Source organism: Marinobacter sp. DUT-1, assembly GCF_050379415.1.
In the GTDB taxonomy this organism is placed as follows: domain Bacteria; phylum Pseudomonadota; class Gammaproteobacteria; order Pseudomonadales; family Oleiphilaceae; genus Marinobacter.
The window spans coordinates 14655-30764 of record NZ_JBNRLS010000005.1; the positions used below are offsets into that span (position 1 = coordinate 14655).

Sequence of the window (16110 nt, forward strand, 5' to 3'; positions counted from 1 at the left end):
CAAAAGGCAACCATGGCAGGCAGTACGTCACCGACCGGCAGCGCACAGTCACTGCACCCGCCGGGCAACTGGCAGCAAGTGAAGCTGTTCCGGATCTACAACCATTACCGGCTGGTGGTCAGCCTGATGCTGGTGGGGTTGCTGTTTATTGACCCGGTCGCCATGGAGCCCCGTTTCCGCTGGCAGGATTACTACCAGGCCGGCGTGGTGTCCTACCTGGCCCTGAACGCCTTCATCGGCATGACATTGTTCGCAGGCTTCCAGCCCAGCCAGCGGCACATCACCTTGTCCATCCTGCTGGACATCCTGATTATGCACGGCCTGCTGATCAGCAGTACCGGCATTACCAACGGCCTGGCCAATCTGGTCATCATATCCGTCGCCGCGGGCAACATCCTGACCCCCAGCCGCATGGGTACCTTCTATGCCGCCCTCGCCGCTCTTTGCTCCCTCGGCATTTCCAGCTGGGCCGTCCTGGTACTGGATGAAAGCGGCGATGACATCGTACGGGCCGGCTCCCTCGGCATTCTCTATTTTGCCGCGGCATTTATCCTGCAGAACATTTCAAGGCGAATGATGCGCAGCGAAGCCCTGGCCTCGAGCCGCGCCCGTAGCATCGCGGAACTCGAGCAGATCAACCAGCAAATCATCCAGCGCATGCGCACCGGCATCCTGGTACTGGATCGCTCCGGCCAGATCCGCCTGGCGAACGCCGCTGCCGAGGAGCTGCTGTTTGGCACGCCAGGCACCGAGGATTCAGCGCAAGAGCAAAACAGGGTACTGCCCCAGCCCCTGAAGCTGGGCCTGGAAGACTGGCTCCGGGATCCCCGCAAACGCGTTGCTCCGTTCCAGTCCGCACCCACCTCCCCCCTGTTACAGGCCAATTTCACGCAGCTGGACCAGCAACAGGGCGACCAGATCCTGGTGTTCATTGACGATATGAGCAAGGTGACCCAGCAGGCCCAGCAGATGAAACTGGCCTCGCTCGGGCGCCTGACTGCCGGCATCGCCCATGAGATCCGTAATCCCCTGGGCGCTATCAGCCATGCGGCACAACTGATGGAAGAATCCCCGTCACTCGACGAGGGGGACAAGCGCATGCTGGACATCATTCGCCGCCATTCCCGGCGGGTTAATGGCATTATCGAAAATGTCCTGGAATTGTCCCGACGCAAGGCAGCGAATGCCGAATTGGTGGATATTCCCGTGTGGCTCCAGGAGTTCCGGCGAGACTTCCTGCAAACCCAGGATGACCAGTGCAGCCCGTCCCGGATCGATCTCGTTATTGACCCGGACGTACCGGCGGCGCGGTTCGACAAAAGCCAGATCGAACAGGTTCTGGTCAACCTGTGTGACAACGGCCTTCGCTACAGCCAGCAGCAATGCGGCGAGAAACATATAAAGCTGAGCGCAGGCGCCACCGAGGATGGGGAGCGGGCTTATCTGGATGTTCGGGATTACGGCCCCGGCATCTCAAAAGAGCACCGGAGTTCCGTGTTTGAGCCATTCTTCACAACGGACAAAAGTGGCACCGGACTGGGACTTTATCTGGCCAGAGAACTGTGCGAGTCTAACCAGGCGCACCTGTCTCTGGTGGAGGATGACCAGCCAGGGTGCTGTTTCCGCATTACCTTTGCCCCACCCGGGCGCATGATCTGATCAAGTCCTTTTCTGACCCCGGGGTCCGCACAACGAGATGGAATCAACACGAGATAATGACCACGCATACTGCACTGATCGTTGATGACGAACCGGATATCCGGGACCTGCTGGAAATCACCCTCACCCGGATGGGCATTGAAACCCTCACCGCGCCGGACCTGACCACCGCCAGGCAACTACTGGAAAAACACCACCCCCAACTGTGCCTGACCGACATGAATCTGCCGGACGGCAACGGCATTGAACTGGTGCACTGGATCCAGCAGCACGCCCCAGCCACGCCGGTGGCGGTGATTACCGCCTATGGCAATATGGATACCGCTATCGAATCCCTGAAAGCGGGCGCGTTCGATTTTGTCTCCAAGCCAGTGGAACTGCCGAGACTGCGGGAGCTGGTCAGCAGCGCCCTGAAACTGTCCGACGCCAAACCGGACGACGAAGCGGAAACCGATGAGCCGGGCCTTCTGCTGGGCAACTCGCCGCAGATCCGTAAGCTCCGCAACCAGACCCGCAAGCTCGCCCGCAGCCAGGCACCGGTGTTCATAAGTGGCGAATCCGGCAGCGGGAAAGAGCTGGTGGCCCGAATGATCCACCTTCAGGGCCCCCGGCGAGATGGGCCGTTCGTGGCCGTCAACTGCGGCGCTATCCCCTCCGAGCTGATGGAAAGCGAATTTTTCGGCCACAAGAAAGGCAGTTTCACCGGCGCCGTGGAAAACAAGGAAGGCCTGTTCCGCTCCGCCAACGGCGGCACCCTGTTCCTGGACGAAGTGGCCGACCTGCCCCTGGCCATGCAGGTGAAACTGCTGCGGGCCATTCAGGAAAAGGCCGTACGGCCGGTGGGCGATACCAAGGAGGTGCCGGTAGACATCCGGGTACTCAGCGCCACCCACAAGAACTTGCCGGAGCTGGTACAGGAAGGCAACTTCCGTCAGGACCTGTTCTATCGAATCAACGTGATCGAACTGGCAGTACCACCACTGCGGGAGCGGCCCGATGACATTTCCCTGCTCGCCAGTCATATCCTCGGGCGCATTGCCCGGGAATACGAATGTGATCCGGCCACCCTTACCCCGGATGCGATCGAACGGCTCAAGGCCTACGACTTCCCCGGCAACGTGCGGGAGCTGGAGAATATTCTGGAGCGGGCCTTTACCCTGTGCGATGAGGACCGGATCAGTGCCGTCGACCTGCACCTGGGCAACGGCGTGCAGCCTGCCGGGGCAGCTTCCGGTTCGGCGGACCCCGGCACCGATGCGCCTAGCGTGCCGGAGGGGGAAATTGACCTCGAAGGGTTCCTGGAGAACATTGAGCGGCAGGCCATTGAGAAGGCACTTGAGGCCACTCGCTGGAACAAGACGGCAGCGGCCAAAAGGCTGGGGATCAGTTTTCGGGCACTGCGCTATCGTCTGAAGAAGTTGGGGATGGAATGAGCGGCCGGTAAGGACCGCCCCTACCGGCTGATCAGCTCCCGCCAGCCCAACCTTCCACGCAGTGTCTGATCACCGAAATCGACAACATTCTCGTTGGTGAAGTCGTCCAGCTGGCCGGTTCCACCCGCGGTGTTGTCGAACATCACGTTGCCCAGTATCCGGGACATGGACAGTATCCCCCCGGTGTAATAGAAGCCGGACGCCAGCTGGTCCTGATTATTCACGACACCGTCGCCATTGGTGTCGAATACCTGCCGATCCGGATCGGTGCCGTCCAGGTCCACCAGCATGCGGAAGCTCGCGCCATTCGAGGCGCAATCGTTGGTGGGCGGTATGGTGGTGTTGAACAGAATGGTTGAGCCGCGGACCTGGGGCGTCATCACGACGCGTTCACCGGAGCGAATGTCGAAGTCGATATACCAGCCAAGGTGCTCGTTTTTCTTGTCATTCCAGACAATTACGTCATCACTGAGATTGCGAACAATGCCGTCTTCAGTCGAAGTTTCGGTTATTTCCCGCTCCAACAACGCTCCCTTCCAGTTCACTTGCGCAACACCGGAATCCCAGATGGCGTAAAACGATTGGGTAGCCTGCTCGCTGGTGATGTCACTCTGGGTCAGGTAACGGCCCGTTCCGAACAGAACCAACAGATTCGGATAGTTTTGCATGGAAGTGCCAACGTCCGCATTCCTGACAACCATCGGCGCCGAGGTGACTGGCTGACCTGCCGGCGTGGCAAACAAGGGTTCCGGCCCGCCGTTCCCGCCGTAGGCGCTGTTCCACTCGTCATTGCTTGCGTCATAGGCAAGTGCCCAGATCCGGCCGTCCCGATCGCTGCCATAAATACGATCGACCAGATTATCCGCATCCAGATCAATCAGGCGCACATCGGCGTTCATGCCGCCGGACGGACCGGGATCCATTTCCAGGAACCAGTAATCCGAGTTCTCTGTCCAGGTACCATCGAGCCCGCCTTCAAGGCGCAGGATAAACAGACCGGTCCTGCCGCTCGGAGCATCCAGGCCATTGCCGAAAACAGCGACCCACTCGTCGCCGGTCCCCATGTCGGTGAGCATGATATTGACCGGTTCGGTGATATAACCCAGGTCCTCATCCACGAACTCCCACAGGGCGAGTTCTTCCGCAGTGGACTCTGAAACGCCGTCGGGGTCGGTGATATCCAGAGCAAACAGCCCCCGACCGCCGGCCCGCAAACCACCAATCAGAAGCGTCCGCCAGGAATCCCCGGTTCCATCGCCGACATCGATATGGGCGTCCGCCACGGTGGGTGTCAGGTCAACATAGTATCGGTGCAGATATCCCGGTTCCGTCAGATAGTGCAACCCCTCGCCGGGAGAGCTACTGAAAACAAGGTTCGGAACGTAGGCGAACAACTCCTTGCCGCCGGTGGATTCGCGCGTACCCTCAAAGGCATGCAACATGCCATCGTTGGCGCCGACATACACCACCGGTGTGCGGTTGCTGACGGCACTGGAGTTGCGAAAGTCCGAGTAGCGGTCCCCTTCCAGACCGTAGGGAGCCCGATCTGGCCAGCCCATGGACGGGCGATCGACGAAAACCGGAGCACTGTGGACGATATCTCCAAGGCGGCTGTCACGGGGCCGAAAGTCTCCAGAGGGCACCTCCCGGCTCCGATCGCCCCGCAGATACGCCAACCGCTGCTTGGCCATTGTCTCTGCTGCGCTAGTCTCCATCGCTTCCGTTCCAGCCAACAGATCCGCACGTTGATCGGAGGTCAGGTTAGCCCAGGTGAAACCCTCACCCCGCGAATTTACCGGGTCATAGGTGATGATTTGGCGAGGGCTCAGATCCAGGCTTCGATTATCCAGTTCGGCACCGGCCTCCCAGACCACATCACCAATGTAGGAGCCGCTCTCCTGCACCAATCGTCCGTTGCTGCTGTTCAGGCTCCGGGCCGCAAGCTGACCACTCCAGCGGCGGCTGTTGAAAATCGCACTGAAAATCAGCGAGTCTGACTCAACCGTTGCACTGCTAAAAGTCACCGCTGCGGCCGCGCCGGACTGATCGTCGATATCTTCCAGGGCCTTGTTCAAACCATCGGTGATTTCACCCGGGATCCGGGCGTTGTAGATTTCGCCCTTGCCTTCCACCGTGGCCCGGTACGCGTCGTCCAACTGATAACTGAAAATATTCGGATCGGTGCTGTCGTTGGCATCGGGCCATGTGGGCGGCGACTGATAGGCATCCGCAACCGAGTCATAGAGCGTACCATCGACCTCACGACCATAAATTGATCCCTTGGCCCCGAGCAGGACGCCAAAGGTATTCATGTGGAGGTTCGAGTTGCAGTCGAGGGATGAATCTTCGCCGCCATCAATACAGGCACCGGGAACGTTCACCCGGCCCGCAGTCATGTCCGGCCTGAGGTTGCCGGTGTAATAGGTAGATGCGATCTCCCCAAGCGTTTCCTGTCCGGCGCCGTAATCCGAAGCGAAACCGTCGGTATACATCAGCGCGTAGTTGCGCTGGCATTCGTACTGGATCGGGGCGCCGGTATTCTGGCGCTGGTACTGGGTGCCCACATAATCCAGCGCACCTCTCAGGGGCGACTCGTTGGTTGCAGGAACGTCGTCATAGGCGTGGAAGACTTTCTCCAGCAGAGTTTCAAAATCACCGCCGGCACTACGATCATCGGTATCCAGCATGGCAACGGGGGTTGCCTGGTCATTTACGACGGTCAGATCGGCACGAACACCACTGATAGACTGCAGCGACTCAGCCAGGGCGAAGCGTGCAGACTGGTGCCTGCGGCGATGGTACTGGAACCAGTTGGAGAAGTTCTGCATCTCTTCGGCGAAACTTCTCTCGTAGTCGGTTCCCGGGTTATAGGTTTTCTCCTCGTTGACGGTTACTTTTCTGAGGCAGCGGCCGTCAGGAGCAAGGGCCCCGTCGAACGCGTTTCCATTTGCGTCCTTGAACACGAGGTAGTTCTCGACCGACCATTGCTGTACAAGCGCTGCAAAGTCATTGGGGTCCGGTGCAGCGCAGTTGCCATCAACAAACAGGGTCAGCGCGTCCCCTCGCAAGCCGAACGTGCCCTGCTCGACAGGGACGTAGTACGTTGCCGGTGTATAGGCCACGCACTGATAGAACACATCCTGGTTCAGATCACCCAACAGGTCCTGCAGATTACTCGAGATCTGTTCCGCAACGCAGCCGATGCCCTCGCCGGTCAGGTCTATGAGACTCTCGTCGCCGCTGATCGTCTCATCAAGGACCGTGCTTACATTGTTCAATCCCTCATTGGCGATTTTCAGCTGCTCTCCCAGAGAACCGGAGAAGGCAAATGGCAGTAATTTTGTCTCTGCCAGGGGATAGGTCTCATCGCAGTAATCAGGCTGCTCCCAAGGCCATAGCCAATCGCTTATCGTACACAGGCTGTTTTCAATAAAGCTTGTGAAACCATCGAGTAGTTGCTCACCCGCGGTCGTGGATGCCTCGTCATAGGTCAGGCCGTAGTTAGGATCAAGCAAAGGGTTGCCAATATCCGCATCGGCGTAGCTACTCCCTGACCAGGGTTCATAATCCACTGAAGGATCATAGTATTGCGGGTTGTAGGCGCTGGATCTCATGAATCCGTAGGCGCTAATCGGAGGAACAACCAGGTAATCCGCATTCAACCGCTGACCATTGTACTCTCGGGTCCCACCTGACTCCGGAGCCAAAAAGGTTTCGAACAGGTAGCCATAATTGGCATTCCCGATAAGGTTGCTGGTTACGGTTGTCTTCAGGCTCTCAAGGTCTTCATTCCCGAAGGTCGGTACGGTCTCCCTGACGAGGTTGCCAATCCAGGTGGTCAGCGTTTCATCATCCGCTCTCCCATAAGCGGCACCACCAAACAACACCTCCAAGTCCATGTACCGTGAATCGTCCATCACGAACACGACGTTGTGTTTTACGCCCTGGCTGATGAACAAGGGGGTCTGGGACGGATTCAGGTCAGCACTGTAACCGGCGGCCGGCAATACCAGACCAAATGCGACCAGCAGATTGCGGATGGTCCTTGCGTATCGCGTGCTCATAGCTCACCTGCGTAATAGACTTCAACTATCCGGCGGGCGTTACCGCTGAATCCCCGGGACATGGCGACGATCCGGAATCCGAGGGGGCGCGCGGCTCCCGTCACCATATCCTGCCTGCCAGCCATCACGACATCCGTCACCTGGCTCACGCCTGCCACATCACCCACAAGCTCAATAAAATACCGGGGAACCGGCATACTCCGGCCCTCAAACGATTCAAGCCAGTCGTTGTAGGTGGCCGTGGCGGCAAAACTGTTGTTCTCTCCCCAGGCATCCGGATCATCAAAATCCGGCGCCGCGCCTGGTTCATACAGTGGGCCGTTGGTATCAAAATCGGATAACACCACCAGACCGTCATCAATCCGTCGTTCGGCTTCGCGGATAACCTCCTCGGTAAGCTCAAGACTCACATCGCCTTCCCGCTGGGCGTTTACCATAAGCTCCTGCATGGTGACCCGATCCAGATTGCTGGAAGCCAGGAGGGTCAGCACCAGCAGGATCAGAAGGGTCATAACCAGGGCGACGCCCCGTTCCTTCGAATGATGGCCCATCAATTACCCCCGAAAATCCGGTTGCGAATACTGGCGGTGAAGGAGTACTCGCGATACAGGGCACTGTCCACCGGAGTCTGGAGACCCGTCGAAGCGCTGGTGCAAGCCAGCCAGCCCGGGAAACAGACGTCGACCGGATCATCGCTCACGCTGTCGTCCCTGGAGCGGACCAAAAGACTGACTCGAACAGCGAGCGTTTGTGCCAGCACATCCTCCGCATCGGCATCGCTGGGAGCGGGCGGATCACGCCATTCGTCGACAGCCAGATCGTTGTTGGTGTCCACACCGATGAGCGTTCTCATATCGCGGATCTCGGCGACCAGTTCTACGGGATTGGCGTAGCCGGCAGCGTTGCCGGTGTTATTCGCCACCAATCCTCTCTCAACCACCAGTGAACGACGCCCCTGATCGTCTGCCTGAACCGAATAACGCGTCACAGAGGGGCGGTAAATCTTTGCATTTTCCGTGTATTTTTTCGGCATGGTTTTGATGGCATTACCAGGAGAAACTTTGTTTCCCTCGTTATGGTTAATCAGGTCATTCCCTTTGGCATTGACCGTCGTAGCCTGAAAGATATTTGCGTTTTCGCAATCGGTAACCAGCAGGATATCGCCTTCCGTAAAGGAGGAGGCATCGGTCACATGAAGCGATGCAGCGTCCGGTGCCGGAACCTTGTCTACACCAACCTCAGGCGCACCCGAAATACCTCGCAGCAGAATCACATGGGAGCCATCCACAATGGCATTGTTGGTCTCCGTGTCAGGGTAGATTTCCAGCCCGCGGCTGAAATCCAGCAGGTCACCTGCCGAGGCTGAGTTGAGGTTGTTCTGGACTGACGTGGCTGCCGAAATACATCCCCAGTAATCTGCATTGCGAATCTCCCGCCCAAGAATCATCGCTCCCTCACGACCGGACTCCTGAACATTGGCAACTGCACCACTCAGGGTGAATGACTGCTTATTGGTAACGAAGATCTGGACGATGCCGGCCATGAGGATGAGCCCAAGGGTCATGGAGATCATCAGCTCAACGAGCGACAAGCCTCGCTGGGTAACGGGCATGGGTAATAGTACGTCAGACATTGGTAAGCCTCGCTCGCAGAACGAATTCGTGCTCAGCCAACTCGCTCCCTGTCCCACTGCCATTGGCGTCAGTTATCTCACGCCCCTCACGCTCCTGCCAATTCAGGGTTATGGTGACAACACCATTGGTCATCGCGATGGTGCCTTCGCCTTCAGGGAGTTCCCGTTCCAGCTTCTGGCACCAAAGACTGCGATCCAATGCTGCAATATCCGTAGAACTGGGAGAATCCGAAACAGCGCTACTGCATTCAGCTGCAGTCATGGGGTACTCATCCCACTGACCTGGATTGGCTCGCATCCGCTCTACCATATCCGTCGCCAACAGGTTTGCCCGGGTACGGATATCCGCATTGGTATTCATCTTTAACGCGAAAATCTGCATGCCCCCCACGCCAAGCAGGCCGATCGCAAAGATCAATACCGCGACCAGGATCTCGATCATCCCGACACCACGTTGTTGTCTGATCATCCGCCATCTCCGCAGGCAACGCTTTCGGTCCGGATCTGGCCGCCACCGTTGACCTCGAGGATCTTTCCTTCAGGAAGACTGTCACTGCAAAAGGTCAGGCTGTAGGCCTGCTCTTCAATTGCGAAACCACCGCCGTCAAAACCGAAGGGCGCAGTCGCAAGGGTGGTAGAGGTGCCGGCTATCGATATGGAGTTTCCGGGCCCCTGAACCAGCCGAATGACTTCCGACTCCGCTCGAGCTCCGTCGTCGTTTTCATCACGCCAGATAACCGCACCGGACGACCAGGTAGATCCATCCAGGGGAGATACCCAGACCCGGTCTGAACGGCGCAATGCCTCACCTCGGGCCTGGCTGACGACCCCAAGCATCTTATTGGTCGTAGCCGTCAGTCGGTTTTGCTGGATCAGGGTCAGGAACGAGGGAATGGCCCAGGTGACCACGATGGCGAGGACTGCCAGGGTGATTATCAATTCAACAAGAGTGAAACCTTTCGCACCTCTAGCGACCATGCCCAATCCTTTTGAGGCTTTTCTATTGCAGCAGTCAGACCTAATTCAAACTCGTAGTTATCGTAGTTTGCTAGGTTACCTCGAAGGATTGAAGCCTCATTCAGGCCATTTTTTAAACATTTTGCATTGTAGTAACACTGGGGGTGCTCGAAAGCGGCAGGAAACAATAATCTCTTCACAATTAGACTCAGAGAAGCAAATCGGCAGAGGACCAAGGATCTATCAGGCTATTTGAGTGTAGAATATCGGCCCCTCCCACAGGACGTGAGGGGGCTTTATGGAAGAGAACACAACAAGGAGCGTTTACTTTATGCAGGTCAATCAACGGCCAGCTGGTTTTACACTGCCCGAGCTGGTCATCACCATCGCCATTCTCGCCATTGTTTCAAGCCTCGCTGTCCAAGGCTGGAATACTGTTGTAGAACGTAGCAGACATCGAACCATCATCGATACCTACCATAGCGTGTTCGCCTTTGCCCGCTGGGCTGCAGCCAGCAAGCATTCCCTGGTCACGCTTTGCCCTCTCTCCGAGAAGAACGAATGCGTGGATGACTGGCAACGGCCAATATCAGTATTCTTGGATGCAAATAACGATAAACAGCCTGACAACGGCGAAATTCTACGAGTACAGGAACCGGTCAGCCGCCCCTTCTCTATGTACTCAAGAACTGCCGGGAGGGGGTACTTTCAGTTCAATGATAAAGGCTTCGCTTACGGCTCCCTCGGAAGCCTTGTACTGTGCCCGGCAGAACCAGAAACCGGTACGATGACCTATATGGCGGTTAACATGGTGGGCCGATTTCGCGTTCGGTCTGATAATGACGGGGACGGAATTATCAAGCTACGCTGGGGAGCAGAAATAACCTGCTGACAATATGAAAAGCCGGTCATTTGACCGGCTTTTCATTAGATCATTTGCTCCAGGTGTTCTCACCAGTATCGAAAGATGTACTGGCATCGCTATCCCATCTTCGGGCACCGGTGGAATCCAACTCCAGCATCCCGTCACCAGCCTGAGCGCCCTTGGGAGAAGCACGCAAAGTGAACGATGTGGCATCAGCAGCCTGGATAGTCAGGTCATAATACTTGGTATTGCCATCGAGTGGCGCCTCATCCGGGTAGATGGCAGGAGCCCCGGTATCGGCACCGCCACTTGCGGCACCCTCATAGCTATTATTGGTCGCATAATGGCGCTCCATCGCCGCTGCCAATCCCATGAGAGCCCCCTGAGCATCGGAACGCCGGGTCTTTTCGACGTGGTCCGTGTAACTGGGGTAAGCAATCGCGGCAATAATGCCTATGATCGCCACCACAATCATCAGCTCGATAAGGGTAAAGCCTCTCTGCTCCTTACCTGGTTTCATTTACATCAATCCTCATACCAGTAGGTTTCGACGACGCCTTTCACCGTCTCGATGGTTTTGCATTCCGTACCAATACAGACGACATCAGTATCGTCAACCCGCATTCTCTGCGGAGTCGGCGGTAGGCCGGCTGTGCTGAGTTCTACGTAACGGTCTTCCTTGGTCAGCTCATTGTCACTGCCTACCCCATCGTAATTGCGCACTGCCGTACCATTGAACGCGGACAAGTGGTACAACCGGGACGTTCCCGTTGGCGGGAAGCATGGGTTATCACTGGCTTTGGGCTCATAGGTCGTAATGTAAATTTCATTGTTGACCGTAGTGCTCGCTGATAGCACTTTTTCACCAGCATTGGTGAGGCGGATATACCATCCCTTTGCGCCCGCAAGTGCAGTAGCAGCCTCAGTTCGGGCAGTCTCGGTGCCACCTTCCTGAATGGTGTTGTCTGTGGCATCGTAAAGCTGATCCTCAGTCAAGGTCTCATAAAGGACCCTTTCTTCCTTCGGATCGGAAGGATCTATCGGCGCGGAACTTACAGCCTCGATCAACATCATGTAGATTCGATCTTCCACCGTCGTATCCAATGGATGCGCTTGATAACCTGAGCCAATAACGAGACCCAGATATCTTTTGCCCCCGATCTTCAGCCCAAACAAATCCGGAGTGTGGTAGAAGCGACGATTGCTGGCCTCCGTGTCCCCTGCCAGGTTCGCGACCCGTCCGCCTGTCACATGCAAGCTATCGTTGTTACCGGTAACGCCAACATCGAACCGGAAGATCTGCCCTCCCATATCACCGACATAGATCTGATCAGCAGTGCCGTCACCATTCACGTCGAGCACTTTCGGTGAAGCTGGAATGCTGTACTGCATTTCAGGAAGCTCTATATCGGCTCCACTTCCAGTTCCTCCAGCCCACCAGATCACAGAACCATCAGTTGCATCGACGACATAAAGGGCACGCCCCTCATCATCCGGCGTACGAACCGAGGCATCATCCTGATCGACATCGTAACCGCCACCGAAAATCAGAACGTCATTATAGGAGTTGCCATCGCGAATCCTGGTTTTGACCGGCGTTGACCAGGTCTGCCCCATTTCCTGAAGTTCCGTAGAAGTGGCGCTATCTCCACCGGTAATCGACCACAACAGATCCGGAGAAGTGGGGTTGGTTACATCGAGAGCGTAATAACTTTTTCCACCGCGGCGCATGCCTGAAAAGATATGCACGAAGTCGTCGTCAGAGCTGTTTATCGCACCATCCAGGTTCTCATCATGGACCCACTTAACCACGGAGCCATCCATGCCATAAACCTTGCTGGAAGTTTCGGTGCTGTTCATCATGGCCGGCTGGTTCTTCAACAGCTCCCTGGGAATAAAGGAAAATTGGCTGTTGCCGGACCGGCCATCAACCGCGTGGATGAAACCCTGATTGTCCCCGTAATAAATGGTTGTCGCCTGGGGCGTTGCCGTCGCATCGTAGATCACAAGTTGTGGGACAGAGTGCAGAGGGTCCGCCAGAAGCTTTCTCGCATCAGTCGTATCTGAATCACCATCCTCATCGTTCACATCGACGCCACGAGTCCAGTTAATGACCTTTCCAAACTCCACATCAGTCATGGCATCGTTGCCGAAATCGGTCTTCGTAAGGTTATTGTTCCCGACGACAACATGATTCCCTGTGGCAGTTAAATCAGTGTTATTGGAAGCCAGGTTTGAGTACACCTTTCGATCTTCAGTGATTTCGGGCAATTGAGAGGCCGCCCCGCCAAGACTGACGTCAGGCCCATCAGCAACCGGACTCCACCAACTTCTTGCTGTTTCCTTGAAGAAACCGGTGGTGTTGTCAATCGCCTCATTGCCATTGGCGTCAACGATCACCGCAACATTATTGCCCGCCGAGTCCTCGCGGATCTCAAGCTTGTAACGCTTGAGGTTTCCGTCCCAAATTGCCCCTTTGTCCGACTGGAAAAGGGCATAATACAACGTATTCAGATGGTTAAGTCGGTCAAAGGTATTGATGGCAACACCTGGTGATACGTAGGTCGTGCCTTGGGCGCGGACAGCCTGATAGATCTTATCAAATGCTGCTTCCAAACTTTCCTGCTCATCCGCGCGGTAATAATTTCCATTACCCGCCTCAGCAGCATCTGACAAAAGCTCTTGCGCCGTGGCAAAGCCAACCGTATGAGTGATGAGATACTGATCACCGTCTAATGAACTTCTCAGATCCCCATTTGCCAAAAAGCTTGCCACTTCGTCCAGACAACTTCCATTTGCATCGTCGGAATTCGCACTACCGCACTCCTCTCCGATGTAATTTCCGATGGCTGTGTCAGTGTCATCTGCAGTAGGAGCTCCGTCCGTCAGGAAAACCGCATAATTTCTTTGACACTGATAAGTAATCGGTGAAGTGTATGGCCCATCCTCGGAAGAAACTACTGATGAAATCGGATTATCATCATAGTATGGAGAGTCGCCCCGGAAATAGCGGGCGGCTTCGGCCAAGGTTTCTGAGAGAGGAGTGTTTCCCACCGGATAAAGACCATCAATTAACGTCTTGAGGGTCTCCGCATTAGAAACCACATCTACCGGCGCTGACAGAATGTGACCGCCGCTTTCAGTGTATTCTGCGCCACAATTACCCGGCTCTGCGCAGTCTTTCTGGATATTGAACTTCATCACACCGACATTAACATCCTGCATCTTATCGATGAGGTTCTTGGTAACCGTCTGAACGACATCCATACGGGTAGTGCCGTCATTGCTCACGGAGCTGCCCATACTGCCGGAATTATCGATGATAAACATGATGTTCGGCTTTACGATCTGGGAGGTGCCCGGCGGGGTAAAGAAGATTTCGGTATCATCCGCATGAAGAGGACTGGTCACCGTAGCGGCAAAAGCAGCTGCCGCAACGGCTACAATCAGGCGAAAATTCAACGGTGCTTTCATTGCTCACCACCTCCAGAGAAAACAGCGCCAGGGAAGGACACCCGATAGGCCATACCGGTAGGTCTGTAAATGTGAATCACACCCGGCATACCGCTGAGGCTTTCTACTTTGGCGCCGTTGATCTGACGCCTGCCGGCTTCCACTACCAGATCACCCGAGGGCAAAATGGAAGAGGATGGGCAGCCGGGACAGCCTTCAGCCCGGATGCCCACCACATCACCGCTGGCATTCAGAACGAGTTCAATTGCTCTTGCTTCAAAAGCTTCATACTGGCTGTCAATCAGCTGACCAGTGGGCTCTTCAGCCCCAGCAGGCGACGCAACAATCACTAAGACCATTGCCAGCACTGCTGAAAGCGCTGTCGAGCAATAGGAACAGACTCTACTCATTTCTGCCTCCGGGGACTTAGCCCCTTTATCAAGATCAGTAATACTCAATTCCTTTGAAAACCCGAGCCGAAGCGCCTGTATTTGCCACACTCGCCTCACCTTCGAGTTCGTACCGGAACCCCTTCAACTGGTTGGAACTCTCATTAGCATCCATGGAACTCCCGCTCGTGATAATCACCTCACCCAGATAACGGGCCTGATAGGTCCCGCTCACTCCGTTATCAGAATCCATAGTCACATCGACTCTGGAGCTGAGGCCCGAAGCGTTCTGCATTGATTCACGTAATAGATCCAGATTATTTGCGTAAACTTCATCCATCAGCGATCTAACGGTACTTTCTGCCGCCTGGAAGGCCCGATTGGAATTTTGGGAATTTACAGCCATGCGCTCTTGCATGACCGATGTATTCATGCCGGCAACGCCAATTAACGTCAGCACCAACAATACGATCAAGGATACGATGAGCGTTGCCCCGCGCTCTTTCCTGAATGAAACCACTTTGCTGTATTTGTTCATCATTCGATCACCAATAGCCGGTCAGTCAGTCACGATTACGAAGCATGACTGTCGTAACAAAGGTCCTTCGCAGTCGCTGATCTTCGGGATGAGTAACGGCTCCCCCGCCACTCGCTTCAGTTATGGTTTCTCCGGGAAGGGCATAATCTGAGGTATCGTTATCATCCCGAACAGGGTCTGCATTGCTGATCAGCATACCTATACGCAGGGCAACAACACTTGCCATATTCCCGACTTCATCCGCAGGCCGGTACCGGACGTTATTGGTTCCCAGCAGTTCACCATATTCAATCTGAAGGTTTTCAATGCCTTCTACAATCTCTTGGGGAGTTTGTGCGCTGCCGTCCAGATTGTTGATCTGTCTGTACAGCGCAAGGATGTCGTTGCCCCGAGTATCGTCCCTACCGGTGTCTGCCACATAATAAACAGAGGAGGAGAAACGCATGATACGCGCTGAATCTGTGTAAGCTTGGCTCAACCGGTTTGTGCTATTGACGTTGTTGGCATGGGCCCAGGTATCCGAGGAAGGCTGACTGGAGATCCTGAACAAGTCTGCAGCCTCACAATCCGAAATCATGACAATATCGTTCTGCGCAAAACGAACGACATCATCACCTTGCACCTGAATATTTGCGTTATCTGCGCTCATATTGCCTGTCAGCTCAATTTCCATGGTCTCACCACGTTGAACTGAAATGACATCGCTGCCGACAACCGCATTGGACTCGATATCGGTACCGTCAAATTCGGTGCCGTCTGCCCAAGCGCCATCAGTCACTTCCCAGCCGCGCAGAGTCGTCTCGAAAAAATCAGCTGTGGGGGGATCATCTGCAATGATGTTCAAAGTCACGTCATCGGGGTCGGCACAGCCCTGAAATCCAACCATGCGCATGTCGCGGGCCATGATGTCGGTAGCTATACGAGCTGCTTCCTGAGTCCTGGCAAGTGCTGTGCTCATACGCGAGGTACGACTGGAATCCAGGTACACCGTAAAAATGCCAAAAATCAACGTGGCACTGAGTGCCAGAGCTATCATTAGTTCAACCAATGACAGACCGCTTTGGCTCTTCCTCAATCTGGCAAGTAGCCTTACATCAGGAGCTCCGTTCATTTTGTACC

At 55.5% G+C, this 16110-nt stretch carries 13 protein-coding genes; 3 read left to right on the plus strand and 10 right to left on the minus strand.

Features of this window, described 5'->3' with window-relative positions; genetic code table 11:
• The first annotated feature begins 12 nt into the window (after nt 1-12).
• Complete coding sequence (locus ACQUTG_RS16010; protein WP_428920367.1) at nt 13-1659, plus strand: sensor histidine kinase; 1647 nt, start codon at nt 13-15, stop codon at nt 1657-1659.
• Between the two features lie 56 nt (nt 1660-1715).
• Nucleotides 1716-3092: a sigma-54-dependent transcriptional regulator gene (locus ACQUTG_RS16015; protein WP_428920368.1), complete on the plus strand. Its 1377-nt coding sequence runs from the start codon at nt 1716-1718 to the stop codon at nt 3090-3092.
• 20 nt (nt 3093-3112) lie between these two features.
• Here ACQUTG_RS16015 and ACQUTG_RS16020 read toward each other — a convergent pair whose 3' ends face one another.
• From ACQUTG_RS16020 to ACQUTG_RS16040, 5 genes are read right to left on the minus strand one after another with little or no spacing between them, the layout of a single operon-like run.
• The gene (locus tag ACQUTG_RS16020; RefSeq protein ID WP_428920369.1) at nt 3113-7156 is read right to left on the minus strand and encodes a pilus assembly protein; all 4044 of its coding nucleotides are present in this window, start codon (nt 7154-7156) and stop codon (nt 3113-3115) included.
• Nucleotides 7153-7707, minus strand: coding sequence for a pilus assembly PilX family protein (locus tag ACQUTG_RS16025; RefSeq protein ID WP_428920370.1), 555 nt, complete (start codon nt 7705-7707; stop codon nt 7153-7155). The genes ACQUTG_RS16020 and ACQUTG_RS16025 overlap by 4 nt, the downstream gene beginning before the upstream one ends.
• Entirely contained in the window at nt 7707-8789 is a 1083-nt protein-coding gene (locus ACQUTG_RS16030; RefSeq protein WP_428920371.1) for a PilW family protein, read from the minus strand. The genes ACQUTG_RS16025 and ACQUTG_RS16030 overlap by 1 nt, the downstream gene beginning before the upstream one ends.
• Nucleotides 8782-9258 carry a type IV pilus modification protein PilV gene (pilV, locus tag ACQUTG_RS16035; RefSeq protein ID WP_428920372.1) on the minus strand — a complete coding sequence of 159 codons (477 nt, stop codon included), beginning with the start codon at nt 9256-9258 and terminating at the stop codon, nt 8782-8784. The genes ACQUTG_RS16030 and pilV overlap by 8 nt, the downstream gene beginning before the upstream one ends.
• Entirely contained in the window at nt 9255-9767 is a 513-nt protein-coding gene (locus tag ACQUTG_RS16040; protein ID WP_428920373.1) for a GspH/FimT family pseudopilin, read from the minus strand. Before ACQUTG_RS16040 ends, pilV begins: the two co-directional genes overlap by 4 nt.
• Nucleotides 9768-10044: 277 nt before the next feature.
• Between ACQUTG_RS16040 and ACQUTG_RS16045 the strand changes: the two genes are divergently transcribed.
• Nucleotides 10045-10638 (plus strand): pilus assembly FimT family protein, encoded by a 594-nt coding sequence (locus tag ACQUTG_RS16045; RefSeq protein ID WP_428920374.1) that lies wholly within the window; start codon nt 10045-10047, stop codon nt 10636-10638.
• 40 nt (nt 10639-10678) lie between these two features.
• Here the strand turns inward: ACQUTG_RS16045 and ACQUTG_RS16050 are convergent, their stop codons facing one another.
• Genes ACQUTG_RS16050 through ACQUTG_RS16070 form a run of 5 tightly spaced genes read right to left on the minus strand, consistent with a single transcriptional unit; the run spans nt 10679 to nt 16102 of the window.
• The gene (locus tag ACQUTG_RS16050) at nt 10679-11131 is read right to left on the minus strand and encodes a type IV pilin protein (RefSeq protein WP_428920375.1); all 453 of its coding nucleotides are present in this window, start codon (nt 11129-11131) and stop codon (nt 10679-10681) included.
• Between the two features lie 5 nt (nt 11132-11136).
• Entirely contained in the window at nt 11137-14085 is a 2949-nt protein-coding gene (locus ACQUTG_RS16055; protein ID WP_428920376.1) for a PilC/PilY family type IV pilus protein, read from the minus strand.
• Nucleotides 14082-14474 carry a hypothetical protein gene (locus ACQUTG_RS16060; protein ID WP_428920377.1) on the minus strand — a complete coding sequence of 131 codons (393 nt, stop codon included), beginning with the start codon at nt 14472-14474 and terminating at the stop codon, nt 14082-14084. The genes ACQUTG_RS16055 and ACQUTG_RS16060 overlap by 4 nt, the downstream gene beginning before the upstream one ends.
• A 34-nt stretch (nt 14475-14508) precedes the next feature.
• Entirely contained in the window at nt 14509-14994 is a 486-nt protein-coding gene (locus tag ACQUTG_RS16065) for a pilus assembly PilX family protein (protein ID WP_428920378.1), read from the minus strand.
• Between the two features lie 22 nt (nt 14995-15016).
• Nucleotides 15017-16102, minus strand: a complete 1086-nt coding sequence (locus ACQUTG_RS16070) for a PilW family protein (RefSeq protein ID WP_428920379.1) — start codon at nt 16100-16102, stop codon at nt 15017-15019.
• Nucleotides 16103-16110: the final 8 nt, after the last annotated feature.